This window comes from Clostridium sp., assembly GCF_051654825.1.
Taxonomy (GTDB): Bacteria; Bacillota; Clostridia; order Clostridiales; family Clostridiaceae; genus Clostridium.
The window spans coordinates 13,818-39,762 of the sequence record NZ_JBOFYU010000207.1 but is presented as its reverse complement, the minus strand read 5'-3'; the positions used below and the strand labels follow the sequence as shown (position 1 = coordinate 39,762).

General features: G+C 28.4%; 28 protein-coding genes and 1 other annotated feature. Of the genes, 5 read left to right on the top strand and 23 right to left on the bottom strand.

All coding sequences use genetic code 11. The features are described 5' to 3' along the window. Window positions 1–2: 2 nt before the first annotated feature. From ACRDBA_RS12170 to ACRDBA_RS12140, 7 genes are all read right to left on the bottom strand, one after another. The gene (locus ACRDBA_RS12170; protein ID WP_438573190.1) at window positions 3–707 is read right to left on the bottom strand and encodes a lysophospholipid acyltransferase family protein; all 705 of its coding nucleotides are present in this window, start codon (window positions 705–707) and stop codon (window positions 3–5) included. An 85-nt stretch (window positions 708–792) separates the two neighbouring features. Next, window positions 793–1,764 (bottom strand): tRNA epoxyqueuosine(34) reductase QueG, encoded by a 972-nt coding sequence (gene queG / locus ACRDBA_RS12165; RefSeq protein WP_438573189.1) that lies wholly within the window; start codon window positions 1,762–1,764, stop codon window positions 793–795. 8 nt (window positions 1,765–1,772) lie between these two features. After that, window positions 1,773–2,357: a serine O-acetyltransferase EpsC gene (epsC, locus tag ACRDBA_RS12160; RefSeq protein ID WP_438573188.1), complete on the bottom strand. Its 585-nt coding sequence runs from the start codon at window positions 2,355–2,357 to the stop codon at window positions 1,773–1,775. A 38-nt stretch (window positions 2,358–2,395) separates the two neighbouring features. Further along, entirely contained in the window at window positions 2,396–3,304 is a 909-nt protein-coding gene (cysK, locus tag ACRDBA_RS12155) for a cysteine synthase A (RefSeq protein WP_438573187.1), read from the bottom strand. A 126-nt stretch (window positions 3,305–3,430) separates the two neighbouring features. After that, window positions 3,431–3,663: a binding site (T-box leader), on the bottom strand. 73 nt (window positions 3,664–3,736) lie between these two features. After that, on the bottom strand, window positions 3,737–4,993 hold the full coding sequence (locus tag ACRDBA_RS12150) for a magnesium transporter MgtE N-terminal domain-containing protein (protein WP_438573186.1): 1,257 nt from the start codon (window positions 4,991–4,993) through the stop codon (window positions 3,737–3,739). Between the two features lie 295 nt (window positions 4,994–5,288). Further along, on the bottom strand, window positions 5,289–5,930 hold the full coding sequence (locus ACRDBA_RS12145) for a hypothetical protein (protein WP_438573185.1): 642 nt from the start codon (window positions 5,928–5,930) through the stop codon (window positions 5,289–5,291). A 71-nt stretch (window positions 5,931–6,001) separates the two neighbouring features. Then, the gene (locus tag ACRDBA_RS12140; RefSeq protein WP_438573184.1) at window positions 6,002–6,883 is read right to left on the bottom strand and encodes a YegS/Rv2252/BmrU family lipid kinase; all 882 of its coding nucleotides are present in this window, start codon (window positions 6,881–6,883) and stop codon (window positions 6,002–6,004) included. 293 nt (window positions 6,884–7,176) lie between these two features. Between ACRDBA_RS12140 and pssA the strand changes: the two genes are divergently transcribed. Further along, the gene (gene pssA, locus ACRDBA_RS12135) at window positions 7,177–7,698 is read left to right on the top strand and encodes a CDP-diacylglycerol--serine O-phosphatidyltransferase (protein ID WP_438573183.1); all 522 of its coding nucleotides are present in this window, start codon (window positions 7,177–7,179) and stop codon (window positions 7,696–7,698) included. A 32-nt stretch (window positions 7,699–7,730) separates the two neighbouring features. On the opposite strand, the gene ACRDBA_RS12130 is transcribed toward pssA, so the two are convergent. From ACRDBA_RS12130 to ACRDBA_RS12105, 6 genes are all read right to left on the bottom strand, one after another. Continuing rightward, the gene (locus tag ACRDBA_RS12130) at window positions 7,731–8,090 is read right to left on the bottom strand and encodes a hypothetical protein (protein WP_438573182.1); all 360 of its coding nucleotides are present in this window, start codon (window positions 8,088–8,090) and stop codon (window positions 7,731–7,733) included. A 19-nt stretch (window positions 8,091–8,109) separates the two neighbouring features. Next, on the bottom strand, window positions 8,110–8,832 hold the full coding sequence (locus ACRDBA_RS12125; protein WP_438573181.1) for a hypothetical protein: 723 nt from the start codon (window positions 8,830–8,832) through the stop codon (window positions 8,110–8,112). 12 nt (window positions 8,833–8,844) lie between these two features. Next, the gene (locus tag ACRDBA_RS12120; RefSeq protein ID WP_438573180.1) at window positions 8,845–9,387 is read right to left on the bottom strand and encodes a rubrerythrin family protein; all 543 of its coding nucleotides are present in this window, start codon (window positions 9,385–9,387) and stop codon (window positions 8,845–8,847) included. A gap of 145 nt (window positions 9,388–9,532) precedes the next feature. Then, window positions 9,533–10,903 carry a SpoVR family protein gene (locus ACRDBA_RS12115; protein WP_438573179.1) on the bottom strand — a complete coding sequence of 457 codons (1,371 nt, stop codon included), beginning with the start codon at window positions 10,901–10,903 and terminating at the stop codon, window positions 9,533–9,535. Window positions 10,904–10,906: 3 nt separating this feature from the next. After that, window positions 10,907–12,079: a sporulation protein YhbH gene (gene yhbH / locus ACRDBA_RS12110; RefSeq protein ID WP_438573178.1), complete on the bottom strand. Its 1,173-nt coding sequence runs from the start codon at window positions 12,077–12,079 to the stop codon at window positions 10,907–10,909. A 6-nt stretch (window positions 12,080–12,085) separates the two neighbouring features. Further along, entirely contained in the window at window positions 12,086–14,008 is a 1,923-nt protein-coding gene (locus ACRDBA_RS12105) for a PrkA family serine protein kinase (RefSeq protein WP_438573177.1), read from the bottom strand. 199 nt (window positions 14,009–14,207) lie between these two features. Here ACRDBA_RS12105 and ACRDBA_RS12100 point away from each other — a divergent pair, with 199 nt between their 5' ends. After that, window positions 14,208–14,798, top strand: a complete 591-nt coding sequence (locus ACRDBA_RS12100) for a hypothetical protein (RefSeq protein WP_438573176.1) — start codon at window positions 14,208–14,210, stop codon at window positions 14,796–14,798. Window positions 14,799–14,823: 25 nt separating this feature from the next. Here the strand turns inward: ACRDBA_RS12100 and recQ are convergent, their stop codons facing one another. The 5 genes from recQ to ACRDBA_RS12075 form a co-directional block, all read right to left on the bottom strand. Then, window positions 14,824–16,590 carry a DNA helicase RecQ gene (recQ, locus tag ACRDBA_RS12095; RefSeq protein WP_438573175.1) on the bottom strand — a complete coding sequence of 589 codons (1,767 nt, stop codon included), beginning with the start codon at window positions 16,588–16,590 and terminating at the stop codon, window positions 14,824–14,826. 158 nt (window positions 16,591–16,748) lie between these two features. Then, window positions 16,749–17,597: a hydroxyethylthiazole kinase gene (locus ACRDBA_RS12090; protein ID WP_438573174.1), complete on the bottom strand. Its 849-nt coding sequence runs from the start codon at window positions 17,595–17,597 to the stop codon at window positions 16,749–16,751. A 97-nt stretch (window positions 17,598–17,694) separates the two neighbouring features. After that, on the bottom strand, window positions 17,695–18,579 hold the full coding sequence (gene sdaAA, locus ACRDBA_RS12085; protein WP_438573173.1) for an L-serine ammonia-lyase, iron-sulfur-dependent, subunit alpha: 885 nt from the start codon (window positions 18,577–18,579) through the stop codon (window positions 17,695–17,697). 1 nt (window position 18,580) lies between these two features. After that, window positions 18,581–19,261: an L-serine ammonia-lyase, iron-sulfur-dependent subunit beta gene (sdaAB, locus tag ACRDBA_RS12080; protein ID WP_438573172.1), complete on the bottom strand. Its 681-nt coding sequence runs from the start codon at window positions 19,259–19,261 to the stop codon at window positions 18,581–18,583. Between the two features lie 141 nt (window positions 19,262–19,402). Beyond that, window positions 19,403–21,058: a nucleoside kinase gene (locus tag ACRDBA_RS12075; RefSeq protein WP_438573171.1), complete on the bottom strand. Its 1,656-nt coding sequence runs from the start codon at window positions 21,056–21,058 to the stop codon at window positions 19,403–19,405. Between the two features lie 168 nt (window positions 21,059–21,226). Between ACRDBA_RS12075 and ACRDBA_RS12070 the strand changes: the two genes are divergently transcribed. The 3 genes from ACRDBA_RS12070 to ACRDBA_RS12060 all read left to right on the top strand — a co-directional run bounded on the left by ACRDBA_RS12070 (window position 21,227) and on the right by ACRDBA_RS12060 (window position 23,034). After that, on the top strand, window positions 21,227–21,916 hold the full coding sequence (locus ACRDBA_RS12070; protein WP_438573170.1) for a YetF domain-containing protein: 690 nt from the start codon (window positions 21,227–21,229) through the stop codon (window positions 21,914–21,916). Beyond that, window positions 21,916–22,296 (top strand): DUF4363 family protein, encoded by a 381-nt coding sequence (locus tag ACRDBA_RS12065; RefSeq protein WP_438573169.1) that lies wholly within the window; start codon window positions 21,916–21,918, stop codon window positions 22,294–22,296. The genes ACRDBA_RS12070 and ACRDBA_RS12065 overlap by 1 nt, the downstream gene beginning before the upstream one ends. Before the next feature lie 105 nt (window positions 22,297–22,401). Continuing rightward, entirely contained in the window at window positions 22,402–23,034 is a 633-nt protein-coding gene (locus tag ACRDBA_RS12060; RefSeq protein WP_438573168.1) for a hypothetical protein, read from the top strand. A 68-nt stretch (window positions 23,035–23,102) separates the two neighbouring features. Here the strand turns inward: ACRDBA_RS12060 and hisE are convergent, their stop codons facing one another. The 5 genes from hisE to hisH are packed head-to-tail and all read right to left on the bottom strand — an operon-like array spanning window position 23,103 to window position 25,910. Then, window positions 23,103–23,429 carry a phosphoribosyl-ATP diphosphatase gene (gene hisE, locus ACRDBA_RS12055; RefSeq protein ID WP_438573167.1) on the bottom strand — a complete coding sequence of 109 codons (327 nt, stop codon included), beginning with the start codon at window positions 23,427–23,429 and terminating at the stop codon, window positions 23,103–23,105. A 14-nt stretch (window positions 23,430–23,443) separates the two neighbouring features. Further along, the gene (gene hisI, locus ACRDBA_RS12050) at window positions 23,444–23,779 is read right to left on the bottom strand and encodes a phosphoribosyl-AMP cyclohydrolase (protein ID WP_438573197.1); all 336 of its coding nucleotides are present in this window, start codon (window positions 23,777–23,779) and stop codon (window positions 23,444–23,446) included. Between the two features lie 29 nt (window positions 23,780–23,808). Further along, entirely contained in the window at window positions 23,809–24,570 is a 762-nt protein-coding gene (gene hisF / locus ACRDBA_RS12045) for an imidazole glycerol phosphate synthase subunit HisF (RefSeq protein ID WP_438573166.1), read from the bottom strand. A 15-nt stretch (window positions 24,571–24,585) separates the two neighbouring features. After that, window positions 24,586–25,299 carry a 1-(5-phosphoribosyl)-5-[(5-phosphoribosylamino)methylideneamino]imidazole-4-carboxamide isomerase gene (hisA, locus tag ACRDBA_RS12040; RefSeq protein WP_438573165.1) on the bottom strand — a complete coding sequence of 238 codons (714 nt, stop codon included), beginning with the start codon at window positions 25,297–25,299 and terminating at the stop codon, window positions 24,586–24,588. Continuing rightward, entirely contained in the window at window positions 25,296–25,910 is a 615-nt protein-coding gene (gene hisH / locus ACRDBA_RS12035) for an imidazole glycerol phosphate synthase subunit HisH (RefSeq protein WP_438573164.1), read from the bottom strand. Before hisH ends, hisA begins: the two co-directional genes overlap by 4 nt. Between the last annotated feature and the right edge of the window lie 35 nt (window positions 25,911–25,945).

Below are 25,945 nucleotides of genomic sequence, written 5' to 3'. Positions count from 1 at the left end.
ACCTACTTATATACTCCTCTATATTCCTCTGGAAGTTGATTGGATATAGATTTCATAATGTAATTCATTGTTCTTTCTTCTAATTCTGTCTTACTTTCTCCCTCATTTTTTTGAGGTAAAGTTATAGCTTCTCCAAATCTTACAAATACATCCGCATCATTAAATTTTTCATTGGACATATTACCTGATTCATTTATTGGCAACAGTTTTTCTGTTCCCCACATTGCTATAGGTATAATTGGTGCTTTAGTAAGCCTAGCTATAAGTAAAACCCCTTTTTTTCCTTCTATCATCTTTCCAGTTCTACTTCTCGTTCCCTCAGGAAATAATATTAGATTTTCTCCTGATTTAATTATTTTAACCATATTAGTTAAAGCTTCTTTATCAGCTGTATTTGGCTTTATACAAATATGCCTAACTATTTCTGTTCCTAATCTAGTTACTGGATCATTTGATAGCTTTACACCAGCTACAAATGTTGGATCATACTTTTCTTTTAATATCTTGTCTAATACCAATCCATCAGCATTACTTAAATGATTGCATATAAATATTTTTGCCCCATCCACCTTTTCAATATTCTCCATACCTTTAATATCAAAATTAGCATGCTTGTTTAAAAATCTATTTACAATTTTTTTTGTTACACTTATTAATAATGAATCTGGTAATATATTTATTATACTTACAACAAATGGTGATAGCATAAAAATCCCCCTTAATTTATCCTAATCTATCTATGTATTTTAATTATGTAATATTATATTTTATTACTAGATAATTGTCCATTAATTACATCTTATTGTAGTTATTTAAATACTCAGAATCAAACTTTATATTAGTAGTATCATCGCCCCTACATTTCTTTCTTAATAATGTGTTTCTCTTAAGTACATTTTTTCCTCTCCATCCACATGAAGTTTTCTTTAATGTTTCCTTAAAATCCTTATTATTGATATTAAGTACAAATTCATCAATATCTTTATTCATAATATCTAATGGCTTAAACTCTTCTATATTAGAAAATTCGACTCCTTCATTATATGGACATTTATTTTGACAACTATCGCAACCAAAAACTCTTCCATTTAAAAGCTTTATATTCTTAACATCTAAATCTTTTTTTTGTGTAAAATATGATACACATATATTACTATTTCTTTTAAAAGAATTAATTGCTTTGCTAGGACACTCAGTATAGCATATACTGCAATCTTTACACTCTTTATATTTATTTATTTCATTAAAACTTCTTATATCATTACATTCAATATCTAAATCAGTAATTATTTCACCTAAAAAAACATATGAACCATATTTTTTAGTGATTACCATATTATTCTTTCCTATAAAACCTATACCTGATAAATATGCTATATATCTTTCAGGTAATGAATTGCTATCTACTAGTGAAATTGCATTTCCACCTAAACTCTCTATATATTCACATATATTATTTAAATATTTTTTTACTACTGTATGATAATCATTTCCCCTAGTATATATAGAAAATCCATTATCTATATACTCCATATTATGAAAATATGGAAAAGCTATTGAAATAATAACTTTTCCATTTTCCATATATAAATTAGGATTTATTTTTTTCTCTATATCACATTCTTCAAACTCATTTTCAATTCCTAATTCTTTTCTTTCTTTATAAAAATTCTCTAATTCAGTAAATCTCCTACACTTTATAAATCCAACTGTATCTAACCCTATTGATTTGCAATAGTCATTTATTTTTTCTCTTATATTCATCATTACCTCTATATAGTCATTTCATTATATATGGTTCTTAAATTCCCATTACTATCCACTATTTCTATTATATCACATAGTTCTTTTATTATATTTTTACCTGCACATCCTACTGCTGTTGCTCCTGCTGGTACATCTTTTAAAACAACTGTATTTGCTCCAACCTTAGAATTTTCACCTAATGTTATAGGTCCTAATATTTTAGATCCTGCTCCAATAATTGCGCCATCTTTTACAGTTGGATGTCTCTTTCCTTTATCTTTTCCTGTTCCACCTAATGTAACTCCATGATAAAGTGTTACATTATCTCCAATTTCAGCAGTTTCTCCAATTACAACTCCCATACCATGATCTATAAACAATCCTTTTCCAATTGTAGCTCCTGGATGTATTTCTATACCAGTCATAAATCTTGCTATTTGAGATATTAACCTTGCAATAAAAAATCTTTTGTGCCTATAAAAGTAATGTGATACTCTATGAGCTATCATTACATGAATAGTAGGGTATAAAAGAAATACTTCTATCTTACTTCTAGCTGCTGGATCATTTTTCATTATATTTTCAATATCATAGTTTAATCTACTAAACATAGGTTTCTTACTCCTTTTCATTAGATATAAAATCAAACTTAATCATATATCCCCATTGATATATATTTTTCTCCACCATCAGGTGCTACCGCTAAAACTTTTTTTCCTTTTCCTAGAGCCTTAGCTACATCTATAGCTGCTGCAATTGCTGCTCCTGCTGATATTCCAACTAATATCCCTTCCTTTTGTGCAAATTCCTTTGCAACTTGGAAAGCTCTTTCATCAGTTATTGATAATATTTCATCTACTGAATCAGCACTATATATTCCAGGAATAAATCCTGCTCCAATTCCTTGAATTTTATGTGGCCCTGGTTTTCCACCTGATAATACAGGTGATTTAGAAGGCTCTACAGCAATAACTCTTAATCCTTCTATTTTTTCCTTTAACTTTTTACCTACTCCAGAAATAGTTCCTCCTGTGCCTACTCCTGCAACAAAAACATCTAAATCAGGTATGTCCTTTACTATTTCTTCTGCAGTAGAGTAATAATGTTTTTCTGGATTTGCTCCATTTTCAAATTGCTGTGGAAGGAAATAACCTCTTTCAGTTACTAATTCACTAGCTTTTTCAATTGCTCCCTTCATTCCTTTAGACCCCTCTGTTAAGATTAGCTCTGCTCCATATGCCTTTATTAAATCTCTTCTTTCTTTGCTCATAGTTTCAGGCATTATTATAACAACGTTATATCCTTTTAATTTACCTATCATTGCAAGTGCAATTCCGGTATTTCCACTAGTAGGCTCTACTATAGTATCTCCAACTTTTAGCTTACCTTCTTTTTCTGCTCTTTCTATCATTCCTAACGCTGCTCTATCTTTAACGCTTCCACCTGGATTAAATTTTTCAAGTTTTACATAAACTTCTGCCATGTTTTCATTTATTAAATTATTGACTTTTAATATAGGTGTATTACCTATTAATTCTAAAACTCCATTTACTATCATAAAAATTCCTCCCTTTATCTATTAACTATACTTTATTAAACCTGAGTATTTATTTTATTATTCTATTTATTATTTGTGCACAAAATACTAAAAAAATATAAATAAAAAAACTCCATCTCTATACTATATAGAGACGAAGTTACTTCGCGGTTCCACTCTAATTGATTATAAAAATAATCCAACTCATTTCAGATACACTTATATCTTATCACTATAACGGGTGAACCCGAAAAACCTTACTACTATTTCAGGCATTAACTCCAAAGGGCACTTCATATAAATTATCGGTGAAAAGCTCTCAGCCCACTTTTCTCTCTGTAACCATCCTCTATATTACTTTCCTTTTTCACAGTTTTTAATTCTGAGTATTTTAATATGCTTTATAATTTAATTATATGCTGAGCTATCTAAAAGTCAACCACTTTTAAATAATTATTTTATTTTTTTCTTCCACATAGGATATAATATTTCATCTATTAAATCATGAGTATTTACAGCTCCTATTAGCTTTTCATGCTCATCTATAACAGGTATTGAAAGTAAGTCATACTTTGATGCTAATTCAACAGCCTCATCAATTTGAACATCATGTCTAATTACTCTAATATCATCTTCCATAATATCCTTAACTTTAACTTCTGACTTATTTAATATTAAATCCATTAGTTTTAGTGCACCTAAAACTCTATCTTCCTCATCCGTAATATATATTACATAAAGCTCTTCTTCTTCATACTCTTCCATTTCTCTTAATATTTCTATAATTTCTCCAACTGTTATATCCATATTAAAGGAAATAAAGTCTTTACTCATAATACTTCCTATAGTTTCATCTTCATATTGTAATAATTCCTTAACCTCTTCAGCATCTTCTCTTTCTAGGTTAATAAGAATTTTTTCTCTTTCTTCATCATCTAATTCATCAAGTAAATCTGCAATTTCATCAGTAGGCATATTTTCTAAAAGCTCTGCTGCCTTACTTTCACTTAATTCCTTAATTATACTTCCTTTATATTCTGGTTCAATTTCTTCTAATGTATCAGCTGCTAAATCCTCATCTAAAGATTCGAAAATTTGCTTTCTTGAGCTAGCATCTAAATCCTCTAATATATCTGCTAAGTCAGCTGGATGTAATGTTGATAGTTTTTTATATGGAACAGCTATTTGAAGATTATTATTAACCATTTCTAGTGATTCAACATCATCCCACATTAAAACTTTATCTTCAAAATCCTTGTTCATAACCTTATAAATAAGCTTTCCTATCTTTTGACAATTCAACCTTCTAAACCTTGCTGATGCACCTGTTTCAACTGCTACAACTCTATATTCACCTGCAATTTCTGCAATTCTTAAATCATCAACTCTAACAACTTGCTTTCCATTTATATCTACTATCTTCTTGTCTAATAAGTTTTCTGATAAAAGGTATGAATAAGTTCTTGGAAGTATTTCCTTACTTCCTCTTGTCATTATTTTTACTTTATTATCATTTTGATAGAAATATATACTTCTAAATTCATAGTGGAATGTATGACCATCTCTTCTTACCTTATAACCAATTATTCTAGGATAACCATCTTCTGTAGTTACATAGACATCCCTTAACTCTCCTAAAACATCATCAAACTCATCATACATTTTCTTCCCTAATATATTAGTATATAAAAATACTGATAATTTTTTCATAAAGCTTCCTCCTTAATTTTAGAGGAAACCTTATTTTATATAATATATAAAGCTCTAAAGTCAAAACATAGACTTTCAATGTCTCCTCTAAAATTCCCATTATTTAATTTTAACAACCTACTACTCTGAGGGACACCCTCCATCTAAATTCACCCCTTGTGGCTCAAATTTTTATAAAATAATATTTATTCACAATTCCTTAATATTATATTATATTAAACATCTTATAAAAGGCAATACATTTTTCCATACATAAAGCCCAAAATAAAAAGGACTTATTAAAGTAAGCCCTTTTTTACTTGAAGGTCATTAACGCTTTGAAAGTTACTAGCAATATTGCAATATCTCCTATAATAGGATATGGAAATAATTTAACCCCACCTAAGTGTAATATAAATTCTACAATACATAATATTAAGCTTAATAATATATATCTCATTCCAGCTTTATTATTATAGGGTTTATCTATAAATAATAAAGTTACTACTGCTAATGAAGCTAGTAAAATTAGATAAATTAAAATTGGTGTTATAGTGCCATCTAAAGCTACTATAAATCCAAAAATGTTATTTATATAGATACTTAATTTACATGTAAATATTAGTGCTATGTATCCTACTAGTAATAATCCTAAGAATATAAAATTCATGTCAAACTTTAATTTTTCATCCCTTAAAAATATAAATAATGATACTAATACTAATAAGGGTATACTATAATAATTTAAAAAGACAAAGGCTCTTAATAAATATATAACACTTTGCTTTTCAATTATTACTCCTAATACTAGTACTAAATATCTTAATATTAGTGGTAATAAAGCTAAACTTAAAAGTGTTTTTATCTTTTTGGGAGCTACCTTATTATTTTTTTTAATTAAATATAGTGAAAAAATAATTATAAATAATAATAAACATAAGTAGATGAAACTTATCACTTTACGTTCCTATCCTTTCATAGTGCTATTACTTATAATTATTATTCTAACTGCTTTTTTATTCTCAATTTTTACTTTAATCCAAGAATTTTCAAGCCACCCTTTATACATTTTATATTAAGTGGAAAATCTGGTCCTCTTTCACCATCAATATCTGTAACAATATCTTCTGTACATTCAACATATAAGTTATCAGTTTTAAAATATATAACATTATCTGAATCTAAATGTTCTCCCTTTAAAACCTTAACAAACAGAGGTATTAACTCTCTTATTTGGACAGCCTTAAATATTATTACATCTAGTAAGCCATCACTTGCTTCCGCTCTAGTTGCTAATTTAAAGCTTCCTGCTGTTTGCCCATTAAATACAAGCATAAAGTACATTTGCCCATCAAAATCGCATTCATTTGAATGGATCTTTATATTTAACCTTCTAAAGTTAGGTAATTCTTCTATTCCCTTTAAATAATAAGCTAACTTTCCTATTGTGTTTTTTAAGTTTACATCAGTCTTTTGTGAAACATCAGTAAATAACCCAGTACTTGCTACATTAACAAAATACTTTTCATTTATACTACCTAAATCAACAGTTGTTACATCTGATGCTAATATTCTTTTACATGCCTTAGTTACATCACTAGGCATACCTAAAAATTTCCCAAAATCATTTGCAGTTCCTACTGGAATAATTCCTATTGGCACTGAAACCCCTGATTTAGCCATAGCATTAACCACAGTATCAATTGTTCCATCACCACCTGCTATTAACACATAATGATAATTTCCATCTTTAAAATCTTCAAATGCTTCAATAACACTTTTTTCTCTTTCTATTCTATAAGGAACTATAGTATAGCCTGCTTCTTGATGTATCTTTATTACTTTATCTAGTTGTTCTAATATAGTATTTTCTCCCGAATATGGGTTATAAATAAATTTTACCTTTTTCACAGTACCCCTCCTTATGTAATTGATTGAATTATAGCACTTATACCAATTACTGTCGAGTTTGCTTATATTTATATTTATAAAATTAACCTTAATGTAACAAACTAACCTTGTATAATATACTACTATTTATAAGTTAATAATATCAATAAATCTTACTTTAAATTCTTAAATTTCTTTTAATAAGCATATATATATTATTAAATCCCTTAAATAAATAATATTTTTATGCTATAATGACTACTTGAAAATAAAAAATTACTTAAACTTTAATGGTTTAATCCAGGAGTGATTATATGAAAAAAAGTTTTATTCCGAATTTATTTACATTTATTAATTTATCGTGCGGTATTATCTCTATTTTATGTACATTTGAAAAGAATTATTTATTAGCTTCATTATTTATAATTATAGCAGGTCTTGTAGATAGATATGATGGACGAATTGCTCGTTTCCTAAATGTCTCAAGCGATTTAGGAAAAGAATTAGACTCTCTTGCGGATTTAGTGTCCTTTGGAGTTGCTCCAGCAATATTATCATTTTTAGTTTATAATCTTAAAGAAATTGGACCAGGTAGTATTATAGGATTATCTGTATTGTTACTATTCCCTATATGCGGTTCATACAGACTTGCTAGATATAATGCTACAAACTTTGATGGAAGCTTTAGAGGCGTTCCTATTACAATTACAGGAAGCTTTATTGCACTATTTGTGTTGCTAACGTTAAACTTTTCTGTAAATCCTTGGATTCCTATAGCATTATTGCTTATAGGGGCTTATCTAATGGTTAGTACATTTGAATTGAAAAAATTCTAAAAAAATCCATTTGCTTACGCAAATGGATTTTTTTATTCTTCATCTTCATCTTCTCTTTGTTGAGAATTATTGAAATCTAACTCGTAATCTATTTCTGTTAAAATAACATCTTTGTGTGTTTGTGCTTGAACATACTTATTCATTATTTCACAATATCTTATATAACAGCCATTACAATCATCTATACTTTTTATTAAATCATCTATTATATCCCCCAGTTTTTCTGCCCTTTCTATTGCTTCTTTTACATCACTTTTCTTTGCTAAGGATATATTAAACAATTCACTTGCTCCCCCAATTAAAAGCCTATATGAATTTACCATGCTTGCTAAAAGAGAGCTTTGATTTGTTAGATCCTTGTAATGCTTATCTATTAACTCTCTATACGCCATAAAAATCTCTCTTTACAAATTATTTTGATATATCATTTATATATTCATCATCAATACTACCTAACTGATTCCCCATATATTCAAAGTTATTTTCTACAGCTTTTATACCTATTTCTATTTCTTTTTTATTTGCTAAATTACAATTTACTTCCTTTATATGCTTCATAACAAGCTCTTTAAAGTGTTTAATATGCCAATCTAATATTTTTTGTATCTCATCCTCTGATATTCCTAAGCATGCTATTTTATCTCTATGTTTATTAAATATCTTTATAAATTTGTTTTCATGCATATCTATTAAACCTTGTATTTCTACTGGTGTTAATACATGTTTAAATTCATCAAATATCTTACTATGCATATTATAATTTTTTTTGAATTTACTTAAGTGAAGTTCCCTCAATGTATTTTTTTGTGTTTCTGATAGCTTTAAACAATCTAATTTTTTAAAATGCATATTTATTATTCCAGTGGCTTTTTCTATATGATAATTTAACTTTTCCTCAGAAGACATTTCACTTATATCTTTCTTTTTTATTATCATTTTATTTTCGGGAGCTTTATTCCCCATATTATTTGCTTTATCACCCATATCCATTAATTTCTTTCTTGAATCACTAGGTTCTAAATCTATAACTCTCTTTTGTGTATCATACTCCATATTATTATTTTCTAAATTTAACTCAAATTTATCAGTAAATAATACTGGTACAAAAAAATCCTTTGGTATTGATATAAACATAAATTCATCCTCCTAGTTATTTGTAATATCACACTCTGGCTTAAAATATGCTCTTGGATATTTGCATAGAGGACAAATTAAAGGTGCCTCTTCTCCTTCGTGAATGTATCCACAATTCATACAAACCCATTTAGATTCCTTTGGTCCCTTAAACATAGTTCCATCTTCAATCTTATCATATAATTTTTTATATCTTTCTGCATGACTTTCTTCTACCTCAATTACTTCCTTAAAGAAATCTGCTATTTCTATAAATCCCTCTTCTCTTGCTTCTTTTTCAAACTTCTTGTATATGTTTGTATATTCTTCTGTTTCGCCTAATATACAATCCATTAAATTGTCCTTAGTGGAATTATTAAGCTTTAAATACTTTGAAAAAGCTTCTCTTGCATGAGCTAATTCATTATGTGCAGTTAAATCAAATATTTCTCCAACCCATCTATAGCCTTCTTCTCTAGCCCTTTCTGCAAATATAGTATATTTTGTATTTGCTCTAGACTCTCCTGCAAACGTTCTATAAAGATTTTTTTCAGTTTTACTTCCTTTTAACTCCATCTTATTCTCCTTATTAAAAAGTTCTCATAAGATTAGCTTATTCTTACATTCTTTTAAGTGTTACACTTATAAATTAAACTTAATATTCTTTATAAAAAAGTAGTAGGAATTTTTTCCTACTACTTAAATAATTAATATTTAGAATTTAATTCACAAAGATTTTTCTATCTTCATCACAAATTATCTCAATATCTCTTCCATCCTTAGTTTTTGTTTGAAGTATTACTTTATGTCCCCATAAATCTTGAACATATTTTAATGTTTCCTTTGCATAGGAAACCTCTAGCTCTCTTCCATCAAAGAAATGTTCTAAAGTTAACGAATAGTCTCTTTTATTTAAATTAACTACTCTTATATATGGTATAGATCCTACACCACATCCTGATGCTAAGCTATCTCTTATAGTCTCCCATCCTATTTCATCGGATACCTCATCTACTACAAATTCAAAACTACGTTTTGCATATTGGAATAAATTCAATTCTTCACAAAGCTCTCTAGTTAAATACTTTCTTAAGAATGAATTATCCCTTTCTAATAATCTTACTTCAAACATCTTTTCTCTTCCATATCTTCTTTCTATATCTTCAAATACTTTAAAGCCTACATAATATGGATTAAGACCTCCTATCATAGGGGCTATTACATCGTTATGCCTTTTAATAAATTCAAAATGAAGTCCTTCTGGTAAATTTAATTCTTTTAATATTGTATAATGCCAATAACTTGCCCAACCTTCATTCATTATCTTTGTTTCTATTTGCGGTATAAAATATTGGCTTTCCCTTTTAACAATTTTTAAGACTGTTTTTTCCCACTCTTCTAAATTGCTGTATTTCATAATAAACCCTATCACATCATCACAAGGCTCTAAAGGTATTTTATTTATTTCTGGCATTTCAATTTCATCATTTGATTCTAAAATTCCCCTATTTTCCTTTTTGCTATAATAATCCTTTAATACACTTTCTCTCATTTCTTCTTGACTTAATTCCTTTACTCCAACTACTCTTGGAATTTGGAATCTTATCGCATGAGCAGCATCGATTATCTTTTCTACTCTTTCATAACCTATACTTGGATCATTTATATATCCTCGTACTATTTCAGCATCAAGCTTAAACATTTCTAAAGTAGTTTTTGCGTTAGTTCCCTCTGTAAATAACCTATTATTTGCAAAGAAATCATTATGACCGTATACATGAGCCATAGTTAATATTTGAAGTAATAGAGTATTTTCTCTCATTAAATATGCTAAACAAGGATTAGAGTTTATTACCATTTCATATGGCAAACCAGTCATATTTAAAGAATATAATGTTTTATTTTTATCATATGCCTTACCATAACTCCAATGTGGATATTTTGATGGCATACCCACATAAGCTTCATATCCTAACATTTCATTAAATCCAATGATTTCAAACTCTTGAGGGTAAAAGTTTAAGCCTACTTCTTTAGCCTTATTTTCAATAATCTCATTCCAACCTTCTAAATCATTAAGATTATATTTCATACTTTACTCCTCCTTTAATTCCTTGCTAAGCATTATCTTTAATGCATCCCATAAATCTTTCTTTTCTTTAACAATTACTGAAGCAAAGTTCTTACATGCAATTTCTTTATTAAATCTGTAATACATAGTTGTTGAATACGTTGAAGGTAATAACTCTGCATATCCAAACATATTGCTTATTTCACAAAGCTCTTTAACTGCAGCCATTGCTTTTTCATTATCCTCACTCCAGTTATCTCCATCACTAGCGTAAATCGGATATATATTCCACATTTCTGGTGAATACTGTTCCTTTATTAAATCTAAGGCAACATTTAATCCACTTGAAATATAAGTTCCACCTGACTCTGCTTTATGGAAAAACTCATATTCATTTACCCTTTTAGCAACTGTAGTATGAGATATAAACTCAAAGGCTATATTATTATATTTTCTTCTAATGAACCTTGATAAAACAAAGAAAAATGAACGAGCTAAATATTTTTTAGTTGTATCCATGGAACCTGATACGTCCATAATAAATATCATAACTGCATTACTATCCTTTTTAGGTTTCTTTTTAACTCTATAATATCTAAGATCATCTTCTCTAAAAGGAAATCTTTCTAATTCAGTATCAATGCCAGCTTCTCTTAATGCTCTCTTTTTACCTTGTTTTCTAGCCATCTTTGATACAACAGTTTTCTTTTTAGCTAGCCTTGGATTTATACCATGTCTTTGATATCCTCTTTTCCTACCTGCACTTTCTGTAATAATTTCAGAGTATTTTTTCTTATCTAAATTTGGCAAGTCAAGATCCTCTATAATATAATCCATTAGCTCTTCTAAAGTTATTTCTGTATCATATACATCATCACCTTGAGAATTTCCAGCGCCTTTTCCACCCTTTTTTCCATTAGCACTTCCATCCCCAATTTTATCTCCTCTTTTTTCTTCACCAGTTCCAGTGGCTACTCCTTTGTTATTTTTCCCATAAATAAACTGATATTCTTTAATTCCTCTAATAGGAATCTTAAACTTCTTATTTTTACTTTCACCTATAATACTTTCTTCTGATAGAATATCTCCTAGGTTTTCTTTTATTGATTTTTCAACTAACTGCCTATGCCTTCTTCTATCTTCAATTGATCTATCATGCTCGATTGGATTGTCTGCATTATCTCTAAAGATTGCCATACCTCATCAATCCTTCCATAAATTGTTGGCTGCATACTTAAGAGTTACATCACAACAATGTAGACAGTATCCATTCTTTTGCATTTCTTCAACCATAGTATTATATTTTTCAGTTTGTTCTTCGTTTCTAACTCTAGACTTAGTTATAATTCTAGATAAATCTTTAACTGAAGCCATAAGTTTCTTTTCTATAGCTTCTTTTAATGGCTCATAAGAAGTGTAATCTATTTGACTACCATTTCTAACTAAGTAGAACATATATGATGTTACATCAGCTCTAAATCCTTTAGATGATGCTTCTGAAACTCCTATTTGTTCTTCTATACTTCTCATGAATTCTTCATCTGGATTTAACTCTTCCCCAGTTGAACCATCTTTAATCTTACTCTTATTAACAAATGCTTCTGCATTATCAATATAATTATTAAATAAACTTTCAGCTTGCTCTCTAAATGAATGGATAAATGCCTTTGTAATTTCTTTTTCAAGAATCTTATTATATTCTTTTCTTATTGTATCTTGGATAAATCCTAAATACTTCTTCTTATCCTCTGCTGCAGTATCCATTTCCTTTATTGATTTAATTATACTTTCCATTATGCTTAATGGATTTATACAATCATGCTCTGAGTTTGAAAGAGCATTATCTATTGCTTTAACAATAAATCTTGTACTAATTCCCTTCATTCCTTCATATGGACCTGCTTCTTCTCTTAGTTCCATAATGTCCATTCTCTTAGTTGTTCCCTTTTCTACGATTTCTTCACCATTATAGATCTTAAGCTTTGTAATAGGATCTATTTTTGCTGATGGAGTTAATCTTGAAAGTATTGCAAACATAGCTGCTATTTCAATTGTATGAGGAGCTATATGTGCTTTAAAGTTACTCTTATTTAATATTTTTTCATATATCTTTACTTCTTCATCAAGCTCTAAGCAATAAGGAACTTCTACCTTTACAATTCTATCTAAGATAGCTTCATTAGTATGATCTGATTTAAACTTATTCCACTCAGCTTCATTTGAGTGAGCTATAATTAAACCATCAAAATAAATCATTGATCCCTTACCTGGAGATGGAACAGACTTTTCTTGAGTTGCAGTTATTATAGTATGAAGATATTCAACATCATTTTTAAATACTTCTATAAACTCAACCATTCCTCTGTTACCTACGTTAAATGCACCATTTAATGAGAATATTCTTGGATCATCCTCTGGGTACATATCCATTTTGGAAATATCAATAGAACCTGTTAATATTGAAGTATCTTGATTATTAGGATCTACTGGTGGTACTACCCCAATACCTTTTCTTGATCTTATTGAGAATCCTTTTCTTACTACTGGGAAGTTTTCATATTCACCATTAAATTCATTTAATAATCTATATTTACAAACTGGGCATAAATCCCCTTCTATTTGTACTCCTAGTAATTTTTCAAATTCTGGTCTTAAGTGTCTTGGTATTAAATGAAGTGGCTCTTCATGCATAGGACATCCTTCTAATGCATAAATTGGCTCACATTCAACTAATGCTTTCTTAACAGCTTCTACTAATGAAGATTTACCTGCTCCAACTGGCCCAACTAAATATAGTACTTGTCTTGCTTCTTCCCCCTTCATTGATGCAGAATGTAAGTAATTCACTAATTTCATAACAACCTTGTCAATTCCAAAGAAGTCATCCTTAAAAAAACCGTATTTTCTTATTACATCATTTCCATATATTTTTTTAACTCTAGGGTTTTCTTCACCCTTTATAACTTCTAAACCCTTACTAACTACCATATCATAGATACGCTTGTGAGAAAGCTTGGCTATATCTGGGTTTTCCTTTAAAATCTCTAAATAATCAATAAATGTTCCTTTAAACTTTTCGTTGTTACTGCTTTCCCTATCATTTTGTATAAATTCTTTGAAGTTCATATAGCACTCCCCCCTTTTTACTTAAATATATTCACTTATATTAGATATATATGACAAAATAATTTAATTTTAAAATTACTTTTTGTTGTTACTTTTTTATATTAACGTAATATTAAAAATTTTCTTATTTAACTATTTAGTAATATACTGTAAAATAAGGTTATATAAAGCATAATTTAAATAACCTGGAGGATTACATATGATAAATCTAAAAAATAAAAAAGCACTAAGTATTGTATTTATAGCTATTGTTATTATAATAGGATTCACTACATTTAATTTCTATAAAAACAATTCTAAAGATAAACCTATGGATACAACGTCCTTAAAATTTGAAAATGAAAATAGAAGCTTTAAATCTATTGAACCTAAAACACCTGCTGAAGAAGTAGTTGTTGAAGCATTAAAATTAGAAATATCTGATGAATATGAAAAATATATAACATTATTCACTGAAAGCGATAAGCATAACTCCTATGCTAGCTTATTTGCAAATAATAAGTTAAATGGCTGCTTTACTGAAAGCATATCTATAGACAAGCTTTCTACATTAGAAGAAGAGGATTATACTAATTCTGAAAATAAAGAAACATATTATGCTAAGCTTGATTTATTACATGAATATGGAGCTTATTCTACTGAAGTTGTTAAAGTTACTTATACAAATAAATTAAGTGAAAGAGCAGAAAGCCTTGATCAATTTGGTAGTGGAAAATGGACTAGATACTATGTATTAGTTAAGGAAACTAAAGATTCTGATTTTAAAATATTTGATGTATATGGATTTTAAATAGAAAAATAGCTCTTTGAAATACTCAAAGAGCTATTTTTTTATTTATTATAGAAAGTATTTCTACTCCATATTTATCTACCTTCTTTTCTCCAACACCTCTTATACTTAAAAGCTCTTCAATGCTTTTAGGCTTTTTATTTGATAATTCTATAAGTGTTGAATCTGAGAAAATTATATAAGGCTTTATATTTTCCCTAAAGGCCCTTTCCTTTCTCCATGTCTTTAAAATAGTAAATAAATTCTTGTCTTCAATTTTTTCTTCATTATCTTGAATTAATTTACACATTACTTTTTCTTTAGACTTTAAAATATTTATTGATTTTTGGTTTATTTTAAGCATAGAGTATGTACCTTCTTTTAAATTTACATATCCTAAATCTATTAATGTTTTTATTAAATCTCTAATAAACTTGCTATTGTAATCTTTCATTATTCCATAAGTAGATAAAGAATCTAATTTATATTGAATAATCTTAGGACCCTTTATTCCCCTTAATACATCTACTAATACTGAAATTCCAAATTGCTCTCTAGTTCTATATACACAAGATAAAATCATTTGAGCCTCTATAGTAAAATCTCTAAGCTCATCATTATTTAAACAATTGCTACAATTACTACAATAGTCTCTAACATTTTTATCTCCGAAGTAGTTTAGAATAAAGCTTCTATAGCATTCACTGGTTTCACAAAAATCAACCATAAATTGTAGCTTTCTAATATCTAACTCTTTTCTATCTATACCCGATGTAGTATATATTAAATATTCTAAGGTTCGTATATCCCCTCTATTATAAAGCAAATCACATTCTGTTTTCTCTCCATCTCTACCGCCTCTACCTATTTCTTGATAGTAATTTTCTATATTTTTAGGTAGTGTAAAGTGAATTATATATCTTACATTTGATTTATCTATTCCCATACCAAATGCATTAGTTGCTATCATTACAGGAATGCTGTCATTTAAAAATTCTTCTTGATAATACTTCTTTTCTTCATCCCTTAATCCACCATGATATTTAGCAACATTAAAATCTCTTTCCTTTAAATAATAAAATAATGCATCAACTTCTTTTCGTGTTGCACAATAAACTATACCTGATTTATCTTCTCTATCTCTAATAAAATCTTTTACAAATTCAGCCTTATCCTCTTCCTTATGTATTGATATAGCTAAATTTTCTCTATCAAAGCTACCTAAGTAAATATAAGGGTTTTCTAAATTTAATAGCTTTAAAACATCTTTTCGTACTTCTTCTGTTGCTGTAGCTGTAAAAGCAGTAACTACAGGTCTATACTCTAAGCTTTCTATAAATGGAGATATATTTCTATAGCTTTTTCTAAAGTCATGTCCCCACATAGAAACACAATGAGCCTCATCAACTGCAACTTGGCTTATATGTAATTTTCTTAGCATCTTATTAAAATATTCACTTTCTAGCCTTTCAGGAGCTATATATAAAAGCTTTACTTCTTTTTTGTAGCATCGTCTTAATATTTCTTTTATTTCATCCATGGATTGTGTACTATTTATATATTCTGCTTTAATTCCAACATCATTAACACTATCTACTTGATCCTTCATTAAAGATATAAGTGGAGATATTACTAATGTTAATCCATTAAATATTAATGATGGAATTTGATAACAAATTGACTTTCCTCCTCCTGTTGGCATTATACAAAATGAATCTCTTCCTCTTGTTATGTTTGATATAATATCGTATTGGCCTTGTCTAAATGAACTATAACCAAAATATTTCTTTAATATTTCTAATGGATTTATCATAACTCATCCCCTCCCTTTTTTATACTAAATAAAACAATATACCTTTGAATTCTATCCTATTTTTAGTAAATTATATCATAAAAAGAAAGCTAGAAAATAAATTCTAGCTTTCTTTTTATGATATAATTTGAATTCTTAATATATGATGTATAATTTTTTTATTCTCTAACAAAGTCATATATAACATAGCTTATTTGTTTTATTTTTTCTTCATTTATCAAACATATTTCATCTAAAAGATATTTTTTTAATGTAGCTAACCCTTCTCCACTTGCCTTTCTTTTTAAAGCTAATTCCTCAGCTACTCCAAAAGTCATAACAGCTACTAAAATAGCTTTAAATCTCTCACTTCTATCTTTAGTTGATGAAATACCTACACTAATTAATCCAGTTAGTATGCAATTAATACTATATATTTTTGAAAATATTTCTTCTCCATTTAATACAAAAAACTCACTAAATCCATCCGTTATATAACTTTCTTCACCTGTTACTACTAAAATACTTTTGTAATTTTTAGATATACTCCTAAGTTCTTTCCTAACAGTAGTATCTTGCTTTAAAATTACTCTTTTAAATTTATCATCTTCATTGATTATTCTACTATTTCCTAACCTCTTTATCTCTGATAGCTCGCCTTTTAAAACATCTATCTTATATCTGGTTAAAAATTTTATAGCAACATTTCGCCTAAAAATAGACCTATCAATTCCAACTACATCTAATATAACTGGAATCCTATATCTTTCTGCTATCTTTAATGATTTTTCCATAGCCTCTACTCTATTGCCATCTAAACTTCCTAAGTCTAATAGTAATCCATTACTTTTAGAAGTAATTTCTGAAACTTCTTCGCTGCTATGAGTAATTAATGCTTTTCCGTTATAACACATAATAGATTGTGCTAAATCATCCATAGTAACCAAATTAGAAATACAATGTATAAGAGGTTCTTTTTGCTTTTGTAAGTTTAAAATATTGGCTAAATCCTCTATACTTATTTGCATATTTTTTCCTCTCTTAACTAAGAGTAAATATTTAGTTTATTCCATTGTATTCTAATATGTCTATTTTTGTTAAAACTTTATATATTTTATCTTATATTTAATTATCGCCAAAAACTTTTTTCTTTAATTCTAATCCTGCTTTTGTAACAGCTACTCCACCAAGTGCTGTTTCTCTTAAAGCTGCTGGTAAACTTCTACCAACCTTGTACATTGCTGATACAGTATCATCAAATGGTATTTTAGATTCAACTCCAGCCATTACTAAATCTACTGTGCATAATGCACTCATAACTCCTGCTGCGTTTCTTTTAGCACATGGTATTTCCACTAATCCTGCAACAGGATCACAAACTAATCCAAGTATATTTTTAAATACTATTGCTGCAGCATCTAGTGACATTTTAGGAGTTCCACCCATCATTTCAACTATCGCCGCTGATGCCATTGCTGATGCTGAGCCACATTCAGCTTGACAACCACCTTCTGCACCTGCAAAAGTTGCATTTCTTCCTATTATCATTCCAACAGCTGCTGATGCAAATAATGCATCCATTAATGCTTTGTCATCTTTTTTAAGTTTATGTCCAGCTGCAAGCAATGCTGCTGGTAAAATCCCACATGATCCTGCTGTAGGACATGCAACTATTTTTCCCATTGATGCATTAACTTCTGAAGATGAAAGTGCCATTGCCATTGCCATAACTAAAGTATCTCCAGTTAATGTATCTCCTTTTTCTAAATATTGTTGAACCTTATATGCATCTCCACCTATAAGACCACTTACTGAATATACTTCTTTTTCACGACCTTCTGAAGATCCACTTTTCATAACATCAAGAGTTTTTTGCATTTTTTCATAAACCTCTTCTCTTGACATTTCCTTATCTTCCATTTCTCTTCTTATAGCATATTCGCTTAATGATATTGAATTTTTTTCACATATATGTAATAACTCTTCACCTGATTTTGCTATGTCTAACATTTTATTCACCATCCTCAATAGGATTTATAATTGTAACTTTATTAATCCCATCTACTTCCTCTATCTTTTTAATCATTTCTTCTGGAATTTTACTATCTACTTCAAATGTCATAGTAGCATCTTTTCCTTTTTGACTTCTCACTAAGTTCATAAATGCTATATTTATATGGTAATCATATAAAATTCCTGTTACCTTTGCTACAGTTCCTGGTATATCTTGATGACAAGTAACTATAGTTGCATAAGCTCCAGTAAATTGAACCTTATTACCGTTTATTTCAACTACTTCAATATTCCCTCCACCTATAGATGATCCTATAAGTTCACATTCTTTTCCATTAACACATTTAATTAAAAACTTAACTGTATTTGGATGATAATCTCCTAAATCTGTTTCTTTAAATATTATATCTAATCCTTTATCCTTAGCTATTTGCAGTGAATCTCTTAATCTTCCATCTGAAGGATCCATTCCTAATATTCCTGCTACTAAAGCTCTGTCTGTTCCATGACCTTTATATGTTTTTGCAAAAGAACCATGTAATAAAAATTCTACTTTTTTTATCTCATCCCCAGCTATTGCCTTTGCAATCTTACCTAACCTTGCTGCACCAGCAGTATGAGATGATGATGGTCCTACCATAATAGGTCCAAGGATATCAAATACACCAATATTACTCATATAAGCTTTCTCCTTTTTGTCTTTTTGTTATTATATTATCACATTCATTTAGACTAACATATACTTTTATATCATTTATAAAACAATAATATAAAGAGATAGGAACATCCTATCTCTTTATTATTTGCAATATATTTAATTTTAATATTTGTAAAATATGCTTCCTCCAATAAATTCTCTTAAAATGCTATTACTTGGAACTAACTCCTTATCTATATCCTTAAAGAATCCTAAGAAAGCCTTAAGTCTGTTTGCTTCAATATAAACTGGACTTTCAGGAGTTATTTTATTAAGTTCAGCTAAAGCATATTTTTTTAATACACATAACTCATAAACTAAGGTTGAGTTAAACATAACATCTGCTTCTTCTTGGAAAACAAAAATATTTTTTTGTTCTCCTCTCTTTATAGATGGCCACATCTTTAATGTAGATTCTGCACCATATCCTCTAGATAAATAATCCCTTACTATTCTTCTTATTCTTCTTATATCAGTAGTAGCAATTCTATTATGATTATCTAAGTTTAATTGTGTTAATGCTGAAATATATATTTTAAATTTATTTTTATCATTTATCGATGTAGTTAACATTGGATTTAATCCATGAATTCCTTCAATTATTAACAATCCATTTTCAGGTAATTTAAGCTTATTACCTACCCATTCACGTCCACCTATTCTGAAATTAAACGTAGGTATTTCAACCTCCTCACCCTTTAATAGTCTAGTAAGATGATCATTAAACAATTCTAAATCTAATGCATATATACTTTCAAAGTCATACTCTCCGTCTTCATCTTTTGGAGTATTATCTCTATCAACAAAATAATCATCTAAAGAAATAGGAATAGGGATATAACCATTTACTCTTAGCTGTACTCCTAATCTATTAGCAAATGTTGTTTTACCAGAAGAACTTGGACCCGCTATTAATACTACCTTTGTTTCCTTTCTATTAGAAATCATATCAGCAATATGAGCAATTTTCTTTTCATGTAAAGCTTCTGAAACCATTATAATATCTTTAAGTTCTCCATTTTCTATCTTATCATTTAAAGCTCCAACTTCTCCAATGCCTAAAATATCTAGCCATCGTTCAGTTTCTAAAAATATTTGAGCTAATTTTTTATTTTCTTTATATGGTGGTAATTTATTTAGATCATTTTCTGTCGGACTTCTTAGTAAAAATCCTGGTTCATAATATTCCAAATCAAATGCTTTTATACAACCTGTTGAGCATGCCATTTGCCCATAGAAATAATCATATCTTGAATCAAGTTCATATAGATTTACAGTTTCGAAATCTACATGATTTAATAATCTAATTTTATCTAGCATTCCGTATTTTTTAAATATATCAATAGCATCTTCTTTTTTAACTTTTATTTTTTTTATATGGATATCCTTATCTATTAATTCTTTCATCCTAATTTTTATTTTTAAGATATCATCCTCACATAATACATCTTCTTTGTGAATTTCACCAAAAAGACCTTTACTAATACTATGCTCAATAGTTATCTTAGAGTTTTCAAATAAATCTAATGTAGCTTTAATAAATATATATTGCAATGTCCTTGTGTAAATCTTTATTCCTACTCTATTTTTAAAATCTATAACTTCTAATTCTCCGTCTAATTCTATATTTTTAAATAGCTCATAATACTTGCCATTTAATCTACATAAAGCTATATCATGATAATCTTTGTTTAATTCATTTTGAACAAAGTCTTTAAATGTTGTTCCTTCTTTAACTGTAAAGGTTTTGTCATTATAAATTATGCTAAAGTTTTTCATCTACACCCCTCCAGAATTTAAATGTTATTTTCAGAAAATTTAGTCTTATATATATTATATACAGTTGATAAAAAAAATCTATCAATAAATAAACTATATTTTTAAATTGCTCATATTTAGAATATTTTATTATATTTTTGAAAAACTATTTTTGTGAGGTGTTTATGAATGTTTATAGTACTTATAAGAACAATATTTCTTTATGCATTAGTAGTTATAGTAATGCGTCTTATGGGAAAGCGTCAAATAGGAGAATTGCAGCCTTATGAATTTGTTATTACCATAATGATATCAGATTTAGCAGCACTTCCTATGCAAGATACTCGTTTACCATTAATATTAGGCGTAATACCTATAATTACTTTACTTTTTGTAAAAACGCTCTTAAGTCAAATACAACTTAAAAGTCAATTCGCAAGAAAATTTATTGATGGAGAGCCTTGTATCTTAATTTGTAAGGGAAAAGTAAATTATGATGGTTTAAAAAAGCAACAAATTAATATAGATGAACTTATGGAGGAAATAAGACTTGCAGGATATTTTGATTTAAATGATATTGAATACGGAATTTTAGAAAATAATGGACAATTATCATTTTTAACTTCTACTAGTTCTTCAAATAATCCATCATCTAATAAATCTTCAAATCAAAAACCTCAACTACCAGTTATTTTTGTATTAGATGGAAAGATAAATAAAAACTCTCTAACTACTTGTGGGAAAGATAAATCTTGGGTTGAGGATAAACTAAAAAATCATAATGTAGAATCTATAAGTGACGTTTTACTTGCAATGACAGATACTACTGGAAAGTTTATAATCCAAGGCTATAATGACTATGATGAGAGGTGTAAATAATGAAAAATGCTATAATATCTATTATTTTATTTATAGTTTTACTCGGTGGATTATTTTTTTTAGACAGTAAAATAACATCTCTATGTGATGAATTTATAGTTTCTTGTAATGAAATTGAAGAACATTTAAATAGTAAAAACTATGATCTTGCGTATGAAAAATCTGTTGAGCTTTTAAATCTAATCAAAGATGAGGGAGATATCCCTGCAATCTATTTAAATCATGTTGATTATGATTTAGTAATGAATGAAGCTTTAAAATTAGCACTTTATATAAGAGGTGGAGATGAAGCTGAATCCTTAGCTACTCTTCATGCTCTAAGAAATAACTCTGAACATCTAAAAGAATTACAAACTCCAAATTTAATGAATATTTTATAAATTAAATCTCCTATTATTAATATAAATCTATTATAATTAATTTATCATTACAAAATATGTTATTCTATAATTAGATAAAACATATTAATTAAAAGGAGATTTACTATGAATCATAAAAAAATTCTTTCTTTACTTTTAACATCAGCACTACTATTTACTTTTGTTGGATGTAGTAACTCTAATGACAATAAAGAAGATAATAAAACTCCAATACAAGAAGAACAACCTTCTGTAGAAGAAGTTCCTGAAATTACAACATTTGAAGCATTAGGCCGCACTTATTCTTCTACAAAAGATATAAAATCATTTGAAGCTTCTACTGAAGTTTATAATGATCATACTGGTAACTCTCATGTCTTTGGTGAATATAAAGAAATTGATTTTGCCAGTGATTTATTAGTCCTTTATGTAAATGGAAATGAAGATGTTTATAATTATTTAGTATCCTATGACCCTTCATCTGAAGATGGATTATCTCCTATTACTGAAGATGATAAAGCAAAACTAAAAAAAGATTTAGCCTCTTTAAGAGAACAAATGGGACTAGCTGAAAGCGATGAAATGATACTTAAGGTAGATATGCTTACTTATGAAGGAGCTAGCAAAGAAACAAATACAGGTGTATCTTTAAAAATACGAGTAGCTATTTCTGCAGTTGGTGATTCTGTTGTTCCTTGGAATTACTTCAATGTTACTGTTTTTGAACAAGGAAATAAGTTAGTTGCCTACTTATTTTAAATAATATAATTTTATTAAATTAAAAAAGTTATAGAGTCTAACAACTAAAAGTTAGCTCTATAACTTTTTTATATTTTTTCTATACTTTTTCTTTCACCTTTAAAGTTATTTATTTTTTCTTTTCTTTTTCCTAGTTCACTATTAATATCCTCTACTGAAATATTTAATTCAGCCATCATAACTAGTAAATGATATGTTAAATCACAAATTTCATTTATTTGCTCTTCCTTATCTATTCCCTTTGCACTAATTATTACTTCTGTGCTCTCTTCTCCAACCTTTTTTAATATTTTATCTATTCCTTTTTGAAATAAGTATGAAGTGTAAGATCCTTCTTCACTTGAATTTTTTCTACTTAAAATTATATTATATAAATCCTCTAAAGTGTTTCCCATAGCACCACATCCTTTTATAAATTTCTATAAAAACAACTCTTTTTGCCTGTATGACATGCAACACCAACTTGATCCACTAAAATTAACAAAGTATCTCCATCACAATCAAATTTTATTTTAATAACCTTTTGAATGTTTCCTGATGTCTTTCCCTTATTCCAAAGTTCATTTCTACTTCTGCTATAAAACCAAGTTTCATTAGTTTCTATAGTTTTTAATAAACTTTCCTCAGACATATATGCTAGCATCAATACTTCTTTACTCTTGTAATCTTGAATTATAGTCGGTACTAAACCATTTCCCTTTTTAAAATCTATTTCATTTAAAAGCTCTAAATTTATTTTAAACACCACCTTCAATAAACTCTAAACTATATTAACTAATATCTAACCGAAACATCTTTTTCCTTTAAAAACTTCTTTACTTCATTAATAGATAATTCTCCATAATGAAAAAGTGAAGCTGCCAAGGCTGCATCTGCATCACCTTTATCAAACACTTCATAAAAGTGATTTAGACTTCCACATCCTCCTGAAGCAATTACAGGAACATTAGTTAAATTACTTATTTTTTTAGTTAAGTTTAAATCAAATCCATTTTTCGTTCCATCACTATCCATAGATGTTAATAATATTTCTCCAGCCCCTAGCTTAGTTGCCTCTTCAATCCATGATAATACATCTAATCCTGTGTCAATACGACCTCCATTAACAACTACATTCCAGCCTGAAGAATCATTTCTCATTTTTGCATCTACAGCTAATACTATGCATTGACTTCCAAAGTAAAAGGCTCCTTCTCTAATTAAATCCTTATTTTTAACAGCAGCAGAATTTAAACTTATCTTATCTGCACCTGCTCTTAAAGTCTTCTTCATATCTTCTATAGTTCTAATTCCTCCCCCTACTGTGAAAGGTATAAATACATTTTCTGAAATTTTTTCTACTATAGAAATCATAGTATTTCTTTCTTCATGTGTAGCTGTTATATCTAAAAAAACTAATTCATCTGCTCCTTCATCGTTATAAAATTTAGCTAATTCTACTGGATCACCAACATCGGTTAGACCTTTAAAATTAATTCCTTTTACAACTCTACCATTCTTAACATCTAAACAAGGTATTATTCTTTTTGTATGCATAATATCACCCCAAACTTATTTACATACTTCTATTGCATCTTTTAATGACAATGTCTTTGCATAAATAGCCTTACCTGTTATAGCTCCATAGATTCCTAATTTATTTAAGTCCTTTATATTTTCAATATCTCTTATTCCACCTGAAGCTGTAATATCTATATTTACATATTCCTTTAGAGATTCTAGCATTTCAACATTTGGTCCTTCTAAGGTACCATCCTTGCTTATATCTGTTAAAATAATATTTTTAACACCTAAAAGCTCCATTTCCTTTGCTAAGTCTAAATATTTAACCTTAGATTTTTCTAGCCATCCATTTCCACAAGCATAACCATTTTTGCAATCTATGCCTACAGCTATCTTATCCCCATATTCATTAGTCGCCTTTTTTACTAATTCCTTATCTTCAATTGCACTAGTTCCTAATATTACTCTTGAAACCCCATTATCAATAAGATATTCTATAGTTTCCAAAGTTCTTATTCCACCACCAACTTCTACTGGTATGTCTAAAGTTTTCGCTACCTTAACAATTATTTCTTTATTTACTAATTGTCCAGCCTTTGCCCCATCCAAATCTACAAGATGTAAATATTCTGCTCCACAGCTTTGAAATCTTAAGGCTGTTGCTAATATATCTTCAGATACTATTTCTTTTTTATTATAATCGCCCTTATACAATCTAACAGGCCTTCCATCAATAATATCAATTGCTGGTATTATAATCATAAAACCATCTCCCCAAAATTTTTTAATATTTTTAAGCCTACATAGCCACTTTTTTCAGGATGAAATTGAGTTCCAATTATATTGTTTTTTCTAACAATGCCTACTATATCTATTCCTCCATAATAAGATGTTGCTATAATATCACTATCATCTACATTTGTAGCTGAAAAACTATGCACATAGTAAAGAAACTTATCCACCGATATTCCTTCTAACAGCTTGTCTTCCTTGTGTATATCTAAGTCATTCCAGCCAATATGAGGTACCTTAATATTTTCTAGTACCTTTAGCTTAGTTATCTCTCCCTTTAATAAGCACAGTCCTTCTCTTTCTTCAACTTCATATCCCTTATAAAAAAGCATCTGCATACCTAAGCATATTCCTAATAGTGGCTTTCCTTGACTGCATTCATCCTTAATAACTTTATCTAATCCTAACCTAGTAAGATTGTCCATTCCATCCTTAAAAGCTCCAACTCCAGGTAAAATTAAAGCTTTAGCCTTTTTTATTTCATCTATATTATTAGATATCTTACTTTCTATATTTAAAGATTTTAATGCATTATAAACACTCTTTAAATTACCCATTCCATAATCAATTATAACTATCATATAAAGCCCCCTTATTAATAGTTATTAAATCCAAA